The organism is Bacillus arachidis (assembly GCF_030285945.1).
GTDB lineage: Bacteria > Bacillota > Bacilli > Bacillales > Bacillaceae_G > Bacillus_A > Bacillus_A arachidis.
In genome coordinates, this window is record NZ_CP127376.1 from 1891596 (window position 1) to 1910796 (window position 19201).

Consider the following 19201-nt stretch of genomic DNA (forward strand, 5'->3'; position numbering starts at 1 on the left):
AAAAATCAGATTAATTGTTTACATTCATATCTTATTCTGATTTTAGAAATAAGCGTTGAGTTTGAAATAAGGAGATGAATAGAGATGGAAACACAAAATAAAGAGAAGGAAAAGGGGAGTTGGTGGCAGTTTCTACGTCTTATTCAAGATACAAATCCTCCGAAAGGTATTCTTATTTTTGCATTAGTAATGAGTTTGTTTTCAACAGGGGCGAGTTTGTTTATTCCAATGCTTACAAAAGGGTTAGTTGATAATTTTTCAATTTCTTCAATAAATACAATTCAGATTGTTAGTTTAGTCGCGTTCTTCGTTGTTCAAACAATCGCAGCAGGATTATCAATTTATTTGCTCAATTACATTGGGCAAATAATTGTAGCTGGAATTAGAGAAAGACTATGGAAAAAAGTTCTTGTTTTACCAGTTTTTTATTATGATCAAAATAAGACTGGTGATACGATTAGTCGCATGACGAATGATACAGGTGTAGTAAAAACATTAATTTCAGAGCACTTGTCCAATTTGTTAACGGGTGGTATTTCAATTGTTGGATCATTAATTGTATTGTTTGTTTTAGACTGGAAAATGACAGTTCTATTGTTAACTGTTATTCCGTTATCTGTTTTGATTTTAGTTCCACTTGGAAGAAAAATGTATAAAATCTCTAAAATATTGCAAGATGAGACAGCCTCTTTTACAAGCGTTTTAAATCAAGTATTATCAGAAATCCGTTTGGTGAAATCTTCAAATACGGAATCAAGAGAATATGAAAATGGTAACAAAGGAATTCAAAAGTTACTACAATTTGGTTTGAAAGAAGGAAAAGTTGAAGCATTCATTACACCAATTATGTCATTTGTTTTAATGGCGCTACTTGTTATTATTGTAGGATATGGTGGAATGCGAGTTTCTAGCGGGGTGCTAACAACAGGAGAGCTTGTGGCATTTATTTTATATTTAGTGCAAATTGTTATGCCAATGAGTCAGCTATCTATGTTCTTTACACAATTTCAAAAGGCAATTGGTGCAACAGAACGTATTAATACAATTTTAGAGTATGAGGTTGAAAATCATACAGTGGGCATTAATGTGACAAATGCAAAACAATCAATTTTGATTGAAAATGTAGATTTTGAGTATAACGAAGGTGAGAAAGTACTACAAAATATTCAGTTTACAATTGAATCAGGAAAAGTGACTGCGATTGTAGGCCCAAGTGGTAGTGGGAAAACGACATTGTTTTCTTTATTAGAACGCTTCTATGAACCAACTAGTGGTGTAATAAAATTAGGTAAAAACCCTATTTCAACATATTCATTACAATCGTGGCGACGTCAAATTGGATATGTTTCACAGGATAGCCCATTAATTGATGGAACGATTCGAGATAACATTTGTTACGGAGTTGAAGAAAAGATAAGTGAAGAGGAAATAGAACGAGTATCGGCGATGGCTTATGTTGATGCATTTATTCATGATTTACCGAAAGGGTTCGATACAGAAGTTGGCGAACGTGGTGTGAAATTATCTGGGGGACAAAGACAACGAATTGCGATTGCTCGTGCATTACTCCGAAATCCGCAAATCTTAATGTTAGATGAAGCGACTTCTAGTCTTGATAGTAAATCGGAATCTGTTGTTCAAAAAGCTTTAAATAATTTAATGAAGGGCAGAACAACTTTAGTGATTGCACACAGACTTTCTACAGTTGTAGATGCAGACAAAATTATTTTTATTGAGAAAGGGAAATTTACGGGAAGTGGTTCGCATGATGAATTGTTACGTTCTCATGATATGTACCGGGAATTTGCAACACAGCAACTGAAAATTAAAGAGGGAGCACTATAAAAAGCGATTGTAGTATTGGATTTTGAAGCAGTGGATAGTTTCTTTAACTTCACTGCTTATTCATTATAATGAATGAGAGGATAATAGAGGAGTGGAAGGCAAATAAAAATGTCATTCATTCTTCTATTTATTTAATAAGAAATAAAAAAGTTTTTTTATAGGTTACCTTTAAGTAACCTACGCACATCAAAGTGCATAATTGCATTTCGGATTAGATGCAGATAGAATTCATAGTATAAAAAATAACATAGAATGATTGAGGAGTGTTATATTTGGCAGAATTATTACAAGGGAAAAATGCATTAATTACAGGTGCGGGAAGAGGAATTGGTCGTGCTGTGGCAATTGCTTTAGCGAAAGAAGGCGTAAATGTTGGTCTTTTAGCGCGCTCTGAAGAGAACTTAAAAGCAGTTGCGAAAGAAGTGGAAGCTGAAGGCGTGAAAGCTGTTATTGCTACTGCTGATGTATCTTCATATGAAGAAGTTACGACTGCTATTGAAACATTAAAAAGTGGATTAGGTTCTATTGATATTTTAATTAATAATGCGGGTATTTCTAAGTTCGGAAAATTTTTAGAACTAGATGTTGCTGATTGGGAAAAAATTATACAAGTCAACTTATTGGGTGTATACTATGCAACTCGTGCAGCGTTGCCAAGTATGATTGAACAACAGTCGGGTGACATCATTAATATCTCATCTACAGCAGGACAAAAAGGTGCGCCAGTAACGAGTGCATACAGTGCTTCTAAATTTGGTGTTCTTGGTTTAACAGAATCATTAGCGATGGAAGTGCGCAAACACAATATTCGTGTAACAGCTTTAACACCAAGTACAGTTGCAACAGATATGGCAGTAGACTTAGGATTAACAGACGGTAATCCAGATAAAGTTATGCAAGCAGAAGATATTGCAGAGTTTATCGTGGCGCAGCTTAAATTAAATAAACGTACATTTATTAAATCTGCTGGGCTTTGGTCTACTAATCCGTAAGATGTTATAAATAAAAAAAGATTTAGCTTAGGGCTAAATCTTTTTTTTATTTGTTTTTTTATTCTGAATTTTCACTTATAATAAATTTGAAGGGGATGGTGTTGACATATATCATTTTGATAAATGGAAGGCTGTTGATGAGTACATTACGGACCTGCTTGTGCCAACTGATCCGATTCTGGAAGAGGTACTTCAAATGAATGTTGAAGCTGAGCTGCCGGCGCACGATGTTTCACCAACTCAAGGAAAGTTCTTGAAATTACTTGTACAAATTCAAGGAGCTCGTAATATTTTAGAAATTGGTACTTTGGGTGGATATAGTACAATATGGCTTGCAAGGGCATTACCAACAGGTGGTCGTCTTATTACGCTTGAAGCAAGTGAAAAGTACGCTGCAATTGCTCGTGCTAATATTGAAAGAGCTAAATTGAGTGATGTAGCTCATGTGCGAATAGGAATGGCAATAGACTCGTTACAGCAAATAGCTACTGAAGGTTATGGGCCATTTGATCTTATTTTCATTGATGCGGATAAACAAAACAATCCAGTGTATTTTGAGTGGGCTCTTAAACTCTCAAAGCCAGGCAGTTTAATTATTGGCGATAATGTAGTACGCGAAGGAGAAGTAATTGATGCTTCTAGTGATGACCTACGTGTGCGGGGAATACGTCGTTTCTATGAATTAATTGCTAATGAACCGCGTGTCACTGCTACAGCGATTCAAACAGTAGGGAGTAAGGGATATGATGGGTTTTTAATGGCACTTGTAACAGAGTGATAAAATTGAAATAGTGGCTATAGATCTATAGGTTAGGAGGAGAAAAAATGAAGAAAATGTTTGATATGTTATAACGTGTATGTAAGACAGAGAATTCTTCTCGTGCCCCTCCAAATTGAATAGAGTACAGTGGATTAATAAAATTTGGAGGTTATAAAAAGATGAGAAGCGAAAAAGAAATGATGGATTTCATATTAAATACAGCGAGAGAAGATGGACGTATTCGTGCAGTTATTATGAATGGATCTCGTGTGAATCCAAATGTGAAGAAAGATTTTTTTCAAGATTATGATATTGTATACGTTGTGAAAGATATACAGTCATTCATATCTGATCATAGCTGGATAAATAGATTTGGAGAAAGAATGATTGTACAAATGCCAGAAGAAAGCACTTTAGTTCCACCCGCGGAGGATGGAAGATTTCCTTATTTGATGCAGTTTATAGACGGGAACCGAATCGATTTGACTTTAGTTCCAGTAGAATTAGTAAATGAGCTTCTTGATAGAGATAGCCTAAGTGTACTTCTTCTAGATAAAGATGGATGTATTGAGCCGTTTCCACCAGCAAGTGATTCAGATTATCTTATAAAAAGACCAAGTGAAAATGAATTTGCGGATTGCTGTAATGAGTTTTGGTGGTGTAGCACGAATGTCGCAAAGGGATTGTGGAGAGAAGAGTTATCCTATGTGAAAGGGATGCTTGAAGGTCCCGTGAGAAATATGCTGATACAAATGCTAGAATGGCATATTGGGATGAAAACAAATTTTACAGTAAGCGCAGGAAAGTTTGGGAAGTTTTTTGAACAATATCTTGAGAATAACATATGGAAACAATATATGGATACATTCTCAAATGCAGACTATGAAAAGATTTGGAATTCCGTCTTTGTAATGGGAGATTTATTTAGGGAAATTGCAATCGGAATTGCTAGCTATTGTGGTTACGAATATCCACAGGGTGATGATGATAGAGTGACAAGTTATTTAAAGCATGTGAAGTCTTTACCGCAAGATAGCAAAACTATTTATTAAGTTTTTTAGATAGGAAGGAATGAGATCGTTCCAATGATGGAGCGGTCTTATTTTGGTTTGTAAATATGTATCCTTCTAACAAAATCTGAATGAACGGCATATAAAATGTAAGGGAGGTTTTTATTATGTATTATTTTTATCCATCAGAAATGCTTATTCCTTTTCAATGGACTCCAGAACGTAATAGCCCTTTCTATAATGTGTATTCTTATGTGCCGCATTCAAATGTACTTTATTATCAAAATCCTTCTCATTTGAATTTTGAATTGGTAAATATCGGTATGGAGAATGAGGTTCAAGGTGCTGAAGAAGAGAGGGGTTCTTGGACTCCGTTTTCATGGGTTGAAAAATATGCTTATGCATTTTCAGGTCCGTATAATAAAGCTGAAGTTGCTCTTACATTTGATGATGGGCCAGACCCTGTATTTACCCCGCAAATATTAGATAAGTTAAAAAGTTATGGTGTGAAAGGTACTTTTTTTCTTCTAGGTGAAAATGCAGAAAGGTATCCTAATGTAGTAAAACGAATTGCGGGTGAGGGACATATTATCGGGAATCATACGTACAATCACCCCAATTTAGCTAAAGTGAGTGATGAAGAATACCGAAATCAAATTGTAAAAACAGAAGAGATATTGAAGAAATTGGTGGGATATGCGCCAAAGTTTATACGGCCACCTTATGGTGAAATACGTGAAAAACAGCTGGGATGGGCTACAGAGCAAAACTTTATGATTGTGCAGTGGAGTGTAGATACAGTTGACTGGAAAGGTGTAAGTGCAGAAAAGATTACAAATACTGTATTAGGTAATGCGTTTCCAGGAAGTGTTGTATTACAACATTCGACGCCAGGAGCGAACTTGCAGGGATCCGTAGACTCATTAGATCGAATTATTCCTGAACTGAAAGCGAAAGGATCAAGATTTGTGACGCTTCCTAGCATGTTTCAAACGTCGAAACAGAGAAAGTAAATATAAAACAATAAGTTTGAGCTATGAATATAAAATACTGTATTCAGCTTATACATCATTTAAGCAAGAGTGGTGTATTTTTTGTTATGGAAAATATAGATTTGTAATTACTTTTTGTTGTATTATAAAGGGATAAACTGGAAAAAGTTTAGGGGGATGTGAGGTGATAAGATGATATATGTACTTATAAATATAGGAATGAGCATATTAATCGGTATTATATTTATACTAGCTGCACTCATATTGCAAAAAAATCCACCAACAGATATAAACGCAGTATACGGATATCGAACAAAGCGATCAATGAAAAATAAAGATTTATGGGATGTTGGAAATCAATATAGTGCGGAAGTGATGAAACAAAATGGACTTTTAATGATATTAATAGGAAGTTTAATAGGGATGCTATTTAGGTATCCGCATACAATGATTGCTATTTTAGGTCTTATGATCGTATTAATCATTTGCTTATTTATACGGGTGGAGAATAGATTAAAAGCGCTGGAGAAATAATGGGAACATTCCGTATATCTTGTTATTAAAAAATACTGACTCCCATGCTATATAAGCTAGGAGTCAATCAGAATTTATAAATTATTGTTATGTAATATGTCTCGACTTTTTCCTATGACAAATTCATAATATTCAAGTTCATATGGATAGATATCTGCAAATGTTATTGTAATAGGTTTAGCATTTTTGTTTGAAATGGAAATTCCTGTTGCAGATGTGACTTCTCTTTTTAAAAGCTGTAAAAAAGAAGTCGCAGTTATTTTCATTACATCTTCTACTTCATCACCTGGTGCGAACGGAAGTGATTTTGTAACAGCGTGAAAATACATATGACACATTTCACGGTCAATGAAGTGCGGAATTTCATGATTGATTTTAAAAATGCCTTTGTATTCTAAGTCAGTAGCTTGAAAGGATAAGCCTAATTCCTCTTCTATTTCACGAAGACCACCTATTCGTACATCTTCATTATGCATAATATGTCCAGCAGATGTAATATCCCATTTTCCTGGGAAATCTTTCTTGTTTTTAGCTCGTAATTGGAAGTATAAAGAAATGTCTTCGTTTTCTCTTTCCACAAACCAGCAATGGAATGTTTCGTGCCAATCACCGTCACGATGTACGTCATCACGTAGTTTTTTTCCAATTTTGTTTCCTGATGGATCAAATATCGTTAACCATTCTGTCATTTATATTCCCCTTTCTGTATAGTTTAGTATACAATAATTATATGTAATTTTGGGAAAATAAAGAAAAACAAGGAGTGTATATTGAATGGGATTGGGGGAAACAAAAATAAATTCTTTCATTTCAACGGAAGAAGAATTACGTCATATTTTAGGGTATCCAAGTGAGCGTGCGGTAAAGAAAGTGATTCCATCACTTGATCATCATTGTTATGATTTTCTATCTAAATCTCCATTTCTTGTAATATCTACTTCAGATAAGTTTGGACATTGTGATGCTTCGCCAAGAGGAGATGCACCTGGATTTGTATATGTTTTAAATGAAAATCAAATTGTAATTCCAGAAAGGCCGGGGAATCGGCGATTGGATTCTATTCTTAATATTTTATCTAATCCAAAGGTGGGTCTTATTTTTTTCATTCCAGGGCTTGGAGAATCATTACGAATAAATGGGCGTGCAGCTATTACAAACGATGAAGAGATTTTAGAAAAGATGCAGGTAAATGGACGCAATCCACTCCTTGGAATTGTTGTAGAAATAGAAGAGTGTTTCATCCATTGTGCTAAAGCGTTTATACGTTCTGAATTATGGAATCCAGATTCTTGGTTAGAAAAAGAAGTATTACCATCAGCGGCAAAAATGCTGGTTGATCATGCTAAAGTGAACGCAAATGAAGAAGAAGTTGCACGCTCATTAGAAGAAAGTTATACAAAAAGGTTGTATTGAAAAATCGCATAGTATATCGTTTGATAAAGTATGTAAATATAATTAATGTAAAGGCATTTTTTTCAAGGATATTCAGTATGGCTTGAGCGCCAGAATATATTTCTATAGGTTATTATCATGTAATATACACTTTTTTATGGGGAATCTTTTAATAGGTTCATTCATTGCCAGAATTATTATTTTAAGATATAAAGTAAAGCTATAATTATGTTATGTAGTAAAGAATGTATAAATAGTAAAATGAATGTTTTTTCAAAATGAACTTGCTTTTTTGAATTGTCGTAATTATAATAATTTAACAAATAGACATGAACGAAAAGTAACGATAAGGACACGAGATTATTTTTACGGTTTGCAGAGAGGGAGGCCATAGGCTGCGAGCTTCCTAACACGGAAAATAATCTTACCACCTTTGAACTCTGGTAGTGAACGAGAAATCTAGTAATTATTGGCGGTCTCAGCCGTTATCTGAACTTGAGCAATTCAAAATGAATGTATATTTGGATTGGAACAAGGGTGGAACCACGAAAACACACTCGTCCCTTTTTTAGGGATGAGTGTGTTTTTTTATAAAATTTATTGCTGAATTGAAAGGAGGTGCAGTTGAATGAAAAAATTGATCCGAACGAGAATCCCCATTGACTGCGTAAATGGGGAGAAGTTAATCATCAAGTATTTTGAAAAATAGGAGGAGATTTAAAAATGAGAAATGTAGTACACGTTGGAGTGTTAGGACTTGGAACTGTAGGGAGTGGTGTCGTTCATATTTTGGAAGATCACAAGGAGAAAATCAGTCTTGATACAGGGTATGAAGTAAAGGTAAAAGCGGTGGCAGTACGTGATGTGGAAAAAGAACGTGATGTTTCAATGGATGGAATTAAGATAACAAGTGATGCAAATGAAATTTTAGAAGACCCTAACATTGACATCGTAGTAGAGGTAATGGGGGGAATTCAAGAAGCAAAACAGTCTATTGAAAGGGCGTTACGTAATAAAAAACATGTTGTAACTGCAAATAAAGATTTAATGGCCGTATACGGCAATGAATTATTAAAATTAGCAAATGAAAATGGCTGTCAGTTATATTATGAAGCAAGTGTAGCTGGAGGAATTCCAATTTTGAGGGGATTAGTAGACGGCTTAGCTTCTGATCATATTGAAAAGATTATGGGGATTGTAAATGGCACAACAAATTATATATTAACAAAAATGAGTCAAAATGGTTGGTCATATGAGCAGGCATTGCAAGAAGCACAAAAATTAGGCTTTGCAGAATCAGACCCGTCAGCAGATGTAGATGGACTAGATGCTGCGCGAAAGGTGGCTATTCTTGCAAACTTAGGATTTTCGGTGAATGTTTCTTTAGATGATGTACATGTTCGAGGTATTCGAAATGTAGAGAAAGAAGATTTAGAAATGGCTAGGAAACTAGGTTTTACTATGAAACTGGTTGGGAAAGCAGAGAAGCAAGGTTCAGCTATTAACTTAAGTGTAGCGCCTACTTTATTACCGAGCCATCATCCACTATCTAATGTGAATAACGAATTTAACGCTGTATATGTACACGGTCATGCGGTTGGGGAAGTTATGTTTTATGGGCCAGGGGCTGGAAAATTACCAACAGGATCTGCTGTAGTGAGTGATATTATTTCAATCGTTAAAAATATGAATCAAGTAATGAAAAGTCAAGATATGCTAAAAGAGTCAGTGCCTTATAAATTAAAACAGGATGAAGAAATTGTTTCGAAATACTTTTTACGTATTTTATTACGAGATGAACCAGGAATGTTTCGAAAAATCACAGAATGTTTCGTCAATGAATTGATTAGTTTAGAAGAGATTATGCAACTTCCATTTAATCAAGAGCTTGCGGAAATTGTAATTGTGACGCATCAAACTTCAAAATATCAGTTTGAAAAAGTTTTAGCATTAATAGATGGTGTAGCGAATGAAATAAAAAGTTATTACGCTATTGAGGAGGAGAAACAATATGTATAAAGGATTATTAAAGCAATATGCTTCTTATTTACCGGTGAATGATCATACACCAGATGTAAGCTTGATGGAAGGAAATACACCACTCATTCCACTACTGAATATTTCTAAAGAATTAGGGATTCATTTATATGGAAAATATGAAGGTGCTAATCCAACAGGATCTTTTAAAGACAGGGGAATGGTGATGGCGGTTGCGAAAGCAAAAGAAGAAGGATCACAGGCAATTATTTGTGCTTCAACAGGTAATACATCAGCATCGGCAGCAGCATATGCTGCTCGCCTTGGGATGAAGTGTATTATTGTTATACCTGAAGGGAAAATTGCTCAGGGAAAGTTAGCACAAGCAATCGCATACGGAGCGGAGATTATTTCAATAGAAGGAAACTTTGATGATGCGCTTCGAGCTGTACGCCAAATCGCAGCAGAAGAACCGATTACATTAGTAAACTCGGTGAATCCATATCGAATTGAAGGTCAAAAAACAGCTGCGTTTGAAATTTGTGATCAGTTGCAAAAAGCGCCAGATGTTCTTGCTATTCCAGTTGGAAATGCAGGGAATATTACAGCATATTGGAAAGGTTTCTGTGAGTATGAAAAAGAAAAGGGATTTAAAAAACCAAGAATTCATGGTTTTGAAGCAGAAGGAGCAGCTGCAATTGTTAAAGGGCATGTCATTGATTCACCAGAAACAGTTGCAACTGCGATTCGCATTGGGAATCCAGCAAGTTGGTCCTATGCTGTAGAAGCGGCGGAACAATCAAATGGTGAAATTGATATGGTATCAGATGAAGAAATTTTAAATGCGTATCAGTTGTTAGCGAAAACAGAGGGAGTTTTTGCAGAGCCAGGGTCAAATGCTTCCTTAGCAGGTGTAATCAAACATGTTCAAGCTGGAAAAATCCATAAGGGAGAGACAGTTGTCGCTGTATTAACAGGAAATGGTTTGAAAGATCCTGATATTGCAATTTCCTCTAACCACTTAGAGATTGCAAGTGTTTCAAACGATATGGAAAAAATTAAAGAACATATTAAAGGAGTGATTGTTTCGTGATTCCATTTAAAATTTGTGTTCCAGCTAGTACAGCAAATTTGGGACCTGGTTTTGATTCTGTAGGAATGGCATTATCATTGTATTTAGAAATGACTGTTAGGGAAAGGTCCACACATTGGCATGTTCTTCATTCCTTTGATTCGTCTATTCCAAATGATGAAAGAAATTTAATCATAAGTACGGCACGCAAGGTATGCCCGTCTTTAGATCCCCATATAATAGAAGTTACTAGTAATATCCCGCTTACAAGAGGATTAGGGAGCAGTGCCTCAGCGATTGTAGCAGGAATAGAACTTGCTAATCAACTTGGAGAATTACATTTAACAACGGATGAAAAAGTACACCTTGCTACAAGCTTTGAGGGGCATCCTGATAATGTAGCAGCTTCTATTTTAGGTGGTACAGTCATCGGGGCAATGGATGGAAATTATGTATCTGTTGTAAGGATAGAGAGTAAAGAACTGGGAGTCATCTCACTTATTCCAAATGAGGAATTAGATACAAATAAAAGTCGATCTGTATTACCCGAAACATTGCCATTTCATGATGCTGTGCGTGCAAGTGCAATAAGTAACGTGTTAGTAGGAGCATTATGTCAAAAAAAGTGGAATGTTGTTGGTGAAATGATGGAAAGAGATCGATTTCATGAACCATATCGTTCGCAGCTTGTTCCACTCTTGTCTTCGATTCGTGAGTATGCAAAAAAGTTTGGAGCATACGGAACAGCACTTAGTGGCGCAGGACCTTCTGTTTTTATTTTAACTCCATATGAAAAACGTCGGGAAATTGCTGAACAGTTAGGGAAAGTATTTCCGGTATTTAAGGTTTGTGAACTGGATATTGATCATGAGGGAGTAGTTGTCAAAAGTGAAGCGGATATTTGTATAGAAAAATTGTAACATGTATCAGAAAGTCTAGAATTTCTTGGGGCTTATATTGTGTATGGCGCAAATTGCTTGTGATTATAGATATCATATTAATAGATAAAAAATGACTACAGCACGTGTACAAAAGTGCTGTAGTCATTTTTAGGTTAAGGATTTGTTGAGTATGTAGTAGTAAAAATAAATTATACGGTTTTCAACTGTACGTGACTGATAATGATGCGATGAATATTGCGAAATTGTATCAGAACAATATTGTAGAGAAGGGTGAATTTAAAACATTACAAGAGAAAGCAAAACAAGTGCCAGTCAAAGAAGAATATGAGCAAGTATATTTAAATCCTGTGTATTCAATCCCTTTATATAAATTCGTGTACAACGATTCTGTAATTACAACACATCATTGGGAATGGGGGAGTATGAAGGTAAAAGATGAGGTCGGAGTATTACTGCCCGTTGATGCGGGATAAAATTACGCATCATTTGAAAACATGGGAATCATTTCATAAGAAAGCAGTGACAGAAGAGATGACGAATTTTGCATATCTTTCAAAAGATAAACTTGTGCAAACAGAAGATACAAAAGTACTAGCAAAATCAGCTGTTATTTTTGAAGAAGGAAAGAAAATGATTTACAAACCAAAAATGACCGAAAAGTAAAAATATTATTTTAGAAAGATTCTGTTAGTTATGAAATGAAAGTACTAACTGGCAGTCTTTTGTACGAGTATTGAAAAACAGAATTGTAAATTTTTTGAAAATGTCATTTGGCGTCTTGTTAAAATAAAATCCGAGAGTATAATGTGAAATGAAATACATATTGATTTTACTTCTTTAGAATGAAACCTTACAAAAATGTAAGGTGAATGAAATGAAATTCAATATGAAGATTAATAAACATGAAGTATACTAGGATAAGAGAAAGAGAGGAGAATAGACATGAGTTCTGAATTAGAACAAAATACAAGAAGTAAAAAGAAACGTTCTAAAAGAAAATCTGTGAAATGGTTCATTTTGATTCCATTTTTACTACTCATTTTTGGTGGAGTAGGATATGGTTCGTTTTTATATAATAAAGCAAAAGCGGTTGTCAGTGATGCATATGCACAAATTGAAAAATCGACTAAGCGCGATAAAGAGGTTGAGCCATTAAAAGATAACATTTCTATTTTAATCATGGGTGTTGATGGAAGTGATATTCGAAAAGGACAATACGGAGAAGCTGTTCGTACGGATGCACTACTATTGGCAACAATTAATAAAGATGATAAATCAGTAAAATTAGTAAGTATTCCACGTGATTCCCGCGTATATATTCCATCAAAAAAGAAAATGGATAAAATTACGCATGCACATGTATTTGGTGGAGTTGAAAGTACAAGGGATACAGTAGAGAAATTTTTAAATGTTCCAGTTGACTATTATGTGAAATTTAACTTTGATTCCTTCGTAAAAATTGTAGATTCACTTGGCGGTATTGATGTGGATGTTCCAGTTGCATTTACAGAACAAGATAGTAAAGATCAAGCAGGTATGATTCACTTAGAAAAAGGTTATCAACATTTAAATGGAGAGCAGGCTCTAGCATTGGCGAGAACACGTAAAATTGATAGTGATGCAATGCGTGGTCAAAGACAACAACTCGTTATTGAAGCGATTGCGAAAAAAGCAATGTCTGTTCAATCAATTAGTAAATTAGGTTCCCTTTTGGATGCTATTGATAGCAATATGAAAACGAACTTAACATTTGATGATATGCTGTCTATTGCTAGAAATATGGCAGGAAATGATTTGCAAATGGAGAAAATGCAAATAGAAGGTACTGATAAACGTATGGGTGGTATTTATTACTACATTCCAAACGAAAAAAATGTGCAAGACATCTCTAAAAAATTGAATGAACATCTGGGTGTTACGCCAAAAGCAGTACAAAAATAAAAAAGGTTGGCACCTAGCCAATCTTTTTTATTTATAATATATGTATAATGGGAAAAATACCATTGGAGTTATTTCAAAATGTTTACATATATAATAAAATGTATATATAGTTATTTAATGATTAAAGAGTATAATAATTAGGGTAATACTTCCTTTATATAATTTGATAATGTTCATTTTTGAAGGTTAAAAAGAAATTGAATATATATTAATATGAATGGAAGAATTATATAAATTAATAGAAAGAAAGGGATTTCATAGAATGGGAAATGTATTTAATGTAAAAAGCATTATAGTTACAATAGTGGCTATTATTGCGATCGCAGTTGGGTATTTTGTGTTTCAATCAATCACTTCACCGGCTAGGGCAGTGGCAAATCAAGTAAATTCAGTACAACTTGCAAGTGAGCAGTCAAAAGTGGAAATGAATAAAACGGCACCAGCTCAATTTAATGGTCAAGTAAGAAAAGTTGCGTATCTTACATTCGATGATGGACCAGGAAAATATACAGCTGAACTACTAAATATATTAAAACAAAATGATGCGAAAGCAACATTCTTCTTGATTGGTGCAAATGTAAAACAGTTTTCAGATTTAGTAAAGCGTGAGAAAGCAGAAGGTCATTATGTGGGTATGCATAGTATGACACACAATTTCAAGAGGCTATATACAAGTGGCGAGTATGTGAATGAAATGAAAGAAGATCAAGGTTTAATAGCTAATATTATTGGAGAATCTCCAAAATTAACACGTCCTCCATATGGTTCTATGCCTGGTTTAAATGAAGCGCTCCGTAACAAAGTAGTAGAAGGTGATCTTAAAGTTTGGGATTGGACGATTGACTCTTTAGATTGGAGATATAACAAAATGCCAGTCGATGTTGGTTCGGCCAAAATTGCTGAAAATGTAATTGCAAGTGCAAAGAATCCCAAAGAAGTTATTTTATTGCATGATATTCATCCACAATCTGTTGCAGCAGTACCAGCAATTATAAAAGGGTTAAAAGAAAAAGGATATGAATTTGAAGCATATAATGAAGCCGATCACTTCTCATTGAACTTTTGGCATGACAAACGTATGTAACATAGGAGGAAAAGAAGTTGAGTTATAGAAAAGTAGCATTAGTTGGAGTACTATCAGTAGGATTATTATCAGGTTGTTTTGGTGAAAAACCAGAAGAAAATCTATTTGTTGCATTTGAAAATGCAGCTAAACAAGAGAAGTCGTTGTTTGAAGATGCGAAAAAATTAGAGACCCTAGAAAAACAAGGACAAGAATTATATACTCAAGTTTTAAATGAAGGAAAAGAGCATAATGAGGCTGTTGCACAAAAACTAGATCAAGCAGTTTCAAATGTAGAAGAGCGTGAAAAAATATTAAAAAGTGAAAAAGATGCATTAGAGAAAGCACAAAAAGAAACGAAGGCAGTTCAAAGTAATGTAGAGAAAATTAAAGATAAACAAATACAAAAACAAGCGAAAAAAGTAGAAGAAGCTTATAAAAAACGTTACGATGCTTTTCAAAAAATGAATGAAAACTATGTGAAATCAATGGCGATTGAAAAAGAGCTGTATGCAAAGTTAAAAGTAAAAGAAACAAAGTTAAAAGAAATCAGCGAGAAAGTGAACGAGTTAAATAAATTAACGGAAGAAATGCAAAAAGAAAAAGAGAAGTTTAATGGATATACAAAAGAGTATAACGAAGGAAAACTAGCATTCTATAAAGAAGCGAAAATCAAGATTAAGGAACAATAATAAAATATATAAATTCAAATTTAAAAATGATATAAACCTTTTCTTCGTAGCAGTGATTTATATGTCGAAAAATCATACAGTACCTAAATTGAATCATACAGACAAAAAAGCCGAGAGAACATTTAAATTATGATGTTTTTTTCGGCTTTTTTAACTTGTAGAGCAGAAAAGAATGGAAATAAAATTCTAAAAGAGTTATAGTTTTATATTTAAGGGAGAAAATGATGTTTAAGAAACGAAATGATGAACATCATATAAGTAAGGAGAATGAAAAATGACATATGAATTTTTACTCAAATTAGGTTTAGCGCTCTTTTTAGGTTTATTTATAGGGATTGACAGGCAGTTAAAGAATAAGCCACTTGGTGTGAAAACAAGTATGGTCATTTCTGTAGCAAGTTGTTTAATTACAATAGTTTCGATTGAATCTGTGAATGTTTACTCTTCACCAGGCCATACAAATATGGATCCAATGCGTTTAGCAGCTCAAATTGTGAGTGGCGTCGGCTTTTTAGGAGCTGGAGTTATTTTAAGAAGAAATAATGATGTTATTTCAGGGCTAACAACGGCATCAATGGTTTGGGCAGCATCTGCTTTAGGAATTGCAATTGGGGCAGGTTTTTATATACAAGCAACAGTTGCGATGATTTTAATTATATTAGCTATAAATGTATTGCCTCATCTTGTTAAAATAGCAGGTCCTTATTCTTTAAGACAAAAGGATGTAGCTATTAAAATTATCGTAAATGAGCACCGGGAACTAGATGGTATTTTTAAACAAATTAATAACTTAAACATGCAAGTAAAACGCGTGAAAATTAAAGATATTGATAGTGAATCTCAGCAATTAGAAATGGTTATATTGGCACCTGAAGATTTATATACAACTGAATTATACAGCTCTCTAAAAGAAATTGATCATATTATTTCGGTTGAGGTGGAGAGTAGGTAGTTAGAAAAGTTGAAAAGGTGATATGGGATAAAAAGGATGATGAGATTCATCCTTTTTATTTTAGATTCATTTTTGTTATTCGGCTATTTGCGGACAGTATCATTTTTATTTAAACATTCAGTGAAAGTAAAGAGTTTAGATGAGGAATAATAAGCAGGAGATGAAAAACGCTTTTACTGATTCAAGTTGCACTTTATCAAGCCTGATTTGTCGTCTATTTTTTTCTATTGTAATCGTAGAAGTAAGATGAAGATTTAAGGAGGGTTTTAATTTATTTTGTTTATCTATATAGATATTGTGTTTCTTTTTGATACAATGAGGAACAAAAGGGGGAGAAGAAATGGACATAAAAATCAGAAAGGCAACAGAAAAGGATATAAAGGGAATCGTGAAAGTACATGTTGATAGTTGGAAAACAACATATAAAGGAATATTACCTGATAAAATTATAGATAATATAACATATGAGAGTCGGGAAAAACAATGGAAAAGTATTTTTAAACAAGCGGTAGGAAATCAATATAGGTATGTAGCAGAAACGTTAGATAAGAAAATTATAGGATTTATTGATGGTGGGCCCGAAAGAACAGGAAAATATGATTGTGATGGAGAATTATATGCAATTTATCTTTTGGAAGAATACCAAGGATATAAAGTAGGGAAGCGATTATTTCAAACACTTATGTCAGAATTTATAAAAAATGATATTGATTCTGTATTAGTCTGGGTTATATCGAATAACCCTTCAATAGGTTTTTATGAAAAGTTTTCTCCAGAGCGAGTTGATACAAAGTTTTTAGAGAGAGTAAATGTTCAAGAAACGGCGTATTGTTGGAGAGATATAAATTACCTTCATAGAGTAATATCAGATTGAAAGAAAGCATAACAATAATATAATTATGTAAACAAAAAATCGGTTTCAAAAGGAGATGTACAAAATACTATGTATGTCTCTTTTTTATGTACGGGATCTATAATCCATTGAGAAATGAGATTGTAATTAAGTTTAAAATTATAGAAAAAATATGACTAAAAAACCAAAAATTTAATTATGATAAAAAAATTCTGAAATATACACTTGAATTGATAATGATAATCAATTAGAATTTTATTTGATAATGATAATCATTTATTGGTTGTTATTGTGAAAAATAAAAATTTCGATAGCAACATTTTTAAGAGGAGGACAAATATGCAGCATGCGAAACAAATCGCGGAACATGCAACAATGCAAAGCTTTTTAAATTGTTATTTACGTGAGACAGGATGTGGAGAATGGGTTACAGAAGATGAAAATATTAGTAACATCTTTAGTAGTACAAAGGATACCAGTCCTGATTCAACATATTTATGCTGTCGGTTATCGGCACAAAACATTACTTTATATACAGAAGTTATATATAAATCACTAACAGGCCGTCATCTGTTTGGAAAGCACTTCTATTATCAAATTGGAGCAGGTTGTCATGTTGTGAAAGCAGATTATGTAACGGTTATTACATTACTAATAAAGGAAATGTCCATGAATTATGGGGAGGGGACAAACCCAGACGAACTTTTACTTCGAGTTATTCGGAGTTGTCAAAATATTAAGGAGTTTATTGGGAATCGAGAACAAGACACTGCAAAATTATACGGTTTACATACGACCTTTATAGAGGCAGAGCAATCTTTACTTTTTGGGCATTTAAACCATCCTACACCAAAGAGTAGACAAGGAATACTAAATTGGAAAAGCTCAATGTATTCACCTGAATTACAAGGAGCATGTCAGCTACACTATTTTCGAGCACATAAAAATTTAGTAAGAGAAAAATCAGCTCTTATGGAACAAGCAACAGAAATCATAAAAGGGGAGTTAAGGAAAGACTCGTTTGTGAGTATGGAATTTATTGAACTTTATTGTGAAGAAGATGACTACTCTTTAATTCCAATTCATCCACTTCAGGCGGAATGGTTATTACATCAGCCTTATGTGAAAAGCTGGATAGATCAAGGTGTTCTTGAGTATCTCGGATCAGTTGGAAAACCATATATGGCAACATCTTCGCTCAGAACAATGTATCATCCAGAATCAAATTATATGTTTAAATTTTCTTTTCCTGTGAAGGTCACAAATTCAATGCGTATTAATAAATTGAAAGAGCTTGAAAGTGGAATAGAAGGGAAAAATATACTAAAAACAAAAATCGGAGAAGTACGAGAAAAGTTTCCAGGATTTGATTTTATATGTGATCCTGCTTATATCACGTTAGGAATTGAAGGGCAAGAATCAGGGTTCGAAGTCATCATTCGCGAAAATACTTTTTACGGTGAAAATGCTAATAATGCAACACTCTTAGCTGCGCTTGTTCAAGATGCACTCCCAGGTGAGCGAACGAGATTAGCAAATATTATTTATCATCTTGCGGAAGAAGAAGGGAGAAGTTGTGAAGAGGTAAGTTTAGATTGGTTCAGGAGGTATCTGAACATTTCTCTGAAACCAATGGTATGGATGTATTTAAAATATGGAGTTGCATTAGAGGCACATCAACAAAACAGCGTGATTCATCTGAAAGATGGTTATCCAGTAAAATTTTATTTCCGTGATAATCAAGGGTTTTATTTCTGTAACTCAATGAAACATATTTTAGATGCCGAATTAGCTGGTATTGGTGAAAAGAGTGGTAATTTATATGATGATAGTATTGCAGATGAAAGGTTCCGTTACTATTTAATTTTTAATCATATGTTTGGATTAATAAATGGATTTGGTACAGCGGGGTTAATAGACGAAGAAATTCTCCTTTCCGAATTAAGGATTACACTTGAATCGCTTCTTACGTATAATCGTGAACCATCTACATTTTTAGAAAGGTTATTGAAAGATAAACAATTACCGTGTAAAGCAAATTTATTAACAAGATTTTTTGATGTTGATGAATTAACAAGTCCTCTTGAGCAAGCTATCTATGTCCAAGTTGATAATCCTCTCTTTCAAGAAGAGACAGGAAAGCATGCGGAAAGAGAAAGCGTTGTTCGTGTGTAGATAATTTTGAAATTTAAAGAAATATACCAATGGTATTTTTATTAATTTC

General features: G+C 33.9%; 17 protein-coding genes and 1 pseudogene. 17 read left to right on the forward strand and 1 reads right to left on the reverse strand.

The features are described 5' to 3' along the window. Positions 1–84 precede the first annotated feature (84 nt). The 6 genes from QRY57_RS11075 to QRY57_RS11100 all read left to right on the forward strand — a co-directional run bounded on the left by QRY57_RS11075 (position 85) and on the right by QRY57_RS11100 (position 6133). Positions 85–1845: an ABC transporter ATP-binding protein gene (locus tag QRY57_RS11075; protein ID WP_286017448.1), complete on the forward strand. Its 1761-nt coding sequence runs from the start codon at positions 85–87 to the stop codon at positions 1843–1845. A 272-nt stretch (positions 1846–2117) separates the two neighbouring features. Further along, entirely contained in the window at positions 2118–2837 is a 720-nt protein-coding gene (locus tag QRY57_RS11080) for a 3-ketoacyl-ACP reductase (RefSeq protein ID WP_286017449.1), read from the forward strand. 106 nt (positions 2838–2943) lie between these two features. Beyond that, positions 2944–3615, forward strand: coding sequence for an O-methyltransferase (locus QRY57_RS11085; RefSeq protein WP_286017845.1), 672 nt, complete (start codon positions 2944–2946; stop codon positions 3613–3615). Positions 3616–3776: 161 nt separating this feature from the next. Next, on the forward strand, positions 3777–4649 hold the full coding sequence (locus tag QRY57_RS11090; protein WP_208018277.1) for an aminoglycoside 6-adenylyltransferase: 873 nt from the start codon (positions 3777–3779) through the stop codon (positions 4647–4649). 125 nt (positions 4650–4774) lie between these two features. Then, the gene (locus QRY57_RS11095) at positions 4775–5620 is read left to right on the forward strand and encodes a peptidoglycan-N-acetylglucosamine deacetylase (protein WP_286017450.1); all 846 of its coding nucleotides are present in this window, start codon (positions 4775–4777) and stop codon (positions 5618–5620) included. 171 nt (positions 5621–5791) lie between these two features. Continuing rightward, the gene (locus tag QRY57_RS11100; RefSeq protein ID WP_026591943.1) at positions 5792–6133 is read left to right on the forward strand and encodes an SdpI family protein; all 342 of its coding nucleotides are present in this window, start codon (positions 5792–5794) and stop codon (positions 6131–6133) included. A gap of 74 nt (positions 6134–6207) precedes the next feature. Here QRY57_RS11100 and QRY57_RS11105 read toward each other — a convergent pair whose 3' ends face one another. Beyond that, positions 6208–6822 carry an NUDIX hydrolase gene (locus tag QRY57_RS11105; protein WP_286017451.1) on the reverse strand — a complete coding sequence of 205 codons (615 nt, stop codon included), beginning with the start codon at positions 6820–6822 and terminating at the stop codon, positions 6208–6210. 85 nt (positions 6823–6907) lie between these two features. Between QRY57_RS11105 and QRY57_RS11110 the strand changes: the two genes are divergently transcribed. From QRY57_RS11110 to QRY57_RS11160, 11 genes and pseudogenes are all read left to right on the forward strand, one after another. Further along, positions 6908–7546, forward strand: a complete 639-nt coding sequence (locus QRY57_RS11110; protein WP_286017452.1) for a pyridoxamine 5'-phosphate oxidase family protein — start codon at positions 6908–6910, stop codon at positions 7544–7546. A gap of 702 nt (positions 7547–8248) precedes the next feature. Further along, a complete protein-coding gene (locus QRY57_RS11115) occupies positions 8249–9544 on the forward strand; it encodes a homoserine dehydrogenase (RefSeq protein WP_286017453.1) in 1296 nt (431 codons plus the stop codon). Continuing rightward, positions 9537–10595, forward strand: a complete 1059-nt coding sequence (thrC, locus tag QRY57_RS11120; protein WP_286017454.1) for a threonine synthase — start codon at positions 9537–9539, stop codon at positions 10593–10595. The genes QRY57_RS11115 and thrC overlap by 8 nt, the downstream gene beginning before the upstream one ends. After that, positions 10592–11494 carry a homoserine kinase gene (gene thrB / locus QRY57_RS11125; protein WP_286017455.1) on the forward strand — a complete coding sequence of 301 codons (903 nt, stop codon included), beginning with the start codon at positions 10592–10594 and terminating at the stop codon, positions 11492–11494. Before thrC ends, thrB begins: the two co-directional genes overlap by 4 nt. Positions 11495–11763: 269 nt before the next feature. Continuing rightward, positions 11764–12139, forward strand: a pseudogene (locus QRY57_RS11130) (glycoside hydrolase); the annotation flags it as partial. Positions 12140–12418: 279 nt separating this feature from the next. Then, a complete protein-coding gene (locus QRY57_RS11135; RefSeq protein ID WP_286017456.1) occupies positions 12419–13417 on the forward strand; it encodes an LCP family protein in 999 nt (332 codons plus the stop codon). Positions 13418–13679: 262 nt separating this feature from the next. Continuing rightward, positions 13680–14501: a peptidoglycan-N-acetylglucosamine deacetylase gene (locus QRY57_RS11140; protein ID WP_098302570.1), complete on the forward strand. Its 822-nt coding sequence runs from the start codon at positions 13680–13682 to the stop codon at positions 14499–14501. 17 nt (positions 14502–14518) lie between these two features. Next, positions 14519–15172 (forward strand): YkyA family protein, encoded by a 654-nt coding sequence (locus QRY57_RS11145; protein ID WP_026592287.1) that lies wholly within the window; start codon positions 14519–14521, stop codon positions 15170–15172. Positions 15173–15446: 274 nt separating this feature from the next. Beyond that, a complete protein-coding gene (locus QRY57_RS11150) occupies positions 15447–16124 on the forward strand; it encodes an MgtC/SapB family protein (protein ID WP_026592286.1) in 678 nt (225 codons plus the stop codon). Between the two features lie 340 nt (positions 16125–16464). Beyond that, a complete protein-coding gene (locus QRY57_RS11155; RefSeq protein ID WP_208018285.1) occupies positions 16465–16998 on the forward strand; it encodes a GNAT family N-acetyltransferase in 534 nt (177 codons plus the stop codon). Between the two features lie 318 nt (positions 16999–17316). Continuing rightward, positions 17317–19152 carry an IucA/IucC family protein gene (locus QRY57_RS11160; protein WP_286017457.1) on the forward strand — a complete coding sequence of 612 codons (1836 nt, stop codon included), beginning with the start codon at positions 17317–17319 and terminating at the stop codon, positions 19150–19152. The last annotated feature ends 49 nt before the right edge of the window (positions 19153–19201 follow it).

Excerpts from the sequence above, each read along its gene's own strand:
- QRY57_RS11075 (WP_286017448.1), top strand. The coding sequence starts at position 85 with ATGGAAACACAAAATAAAGAGAAGGAAAAGGGGAGTTGGTGGCAGTTT.
- QRY57_RS11090 (WP_208018277.1), top strand. The coding sequence starts at position 3,777 with ATGAGAAGCGAAAAAGAAATGATGGATTTCATATTAAATACAGCGAGA.
- QRY57_RS11095 (WP_286017450.1), top strand. The coding sequence starts at position 4,775 with ATGTATTATTTTTATCCATCAGAAATGCTTATTCCTTTTCAATGGACT.
- QRY57_RS11100 (WP_026591943.1), top strand. The coding sequence starts at position 5,792 with ATGATATATGTACTTATAAATATAGGAATGAGCATATTAATCGGTATT.
- QRY57_RS11105 (WP_286017451.1), bottom strand. The coding sequence starts at position 6,822 with ATGACAGAATGGTTAACGATATTTGATCCATCAGGAAACAAAATTGGA.
- QRY57_RS11110 (WP_286017452.1), top strand. The coding sequence starts at position 6,908 with ATGGGATTGGGGGAAACAAAAATAAATTCTTTCATTTCAACGGAAGAA.
- QRY57_RS11115 (WP_286017453.1), top strand. The coding sequence starts at position 8,249 with ATGAGAAATGTAGTACACGTTGGAGTGTTAGGACTTGGAACTGTAGGG.
- thrC (WP_286017454.1), top strand. The coding sequence starts at position 9,537 with ATGTATAAAGGATTATTAAAGCAATATGCTTCTTATTTACCGGTGAAT.
- QRY57_RS11135 (WP_286017456.1), top strand. The coding sequence starts at position 12,419 with ATGAGTTCTGAATTAGAACAAAATACAAGAAGTAAAAAGAAACGTTCT.
- QRY57_RS11140 (WP_098302570.1), top strand. The coding sequence starts at position 13,680 with ATGGGAAATGTATTTAATGTAAAAAGCATTATAGTTACAATAGTGGCT.
- QRY57_RS11150 (WP_026592286.1), top strand. The coding sequence starts at position 15,447 with ATGACATATGAATTTTTACTCAAATTAGGTTTAGCGCTCTTTTTAGGT.
- QRY57_RS11155 (WP_208018285.1), top strand. The coding sequence starts at position 16,465 with ATGGACATAAAAATCAGAAAGGCAACAGAAAAGGATATAAAGGGAATC.
- QRY57_RS11160 (WP_286017457.1), top strand. The coding sequence starts at position 17,317 with ATGCAGCATGCGAAACAAATCGCGGAACATGCAACAATGCAAAGCTTT.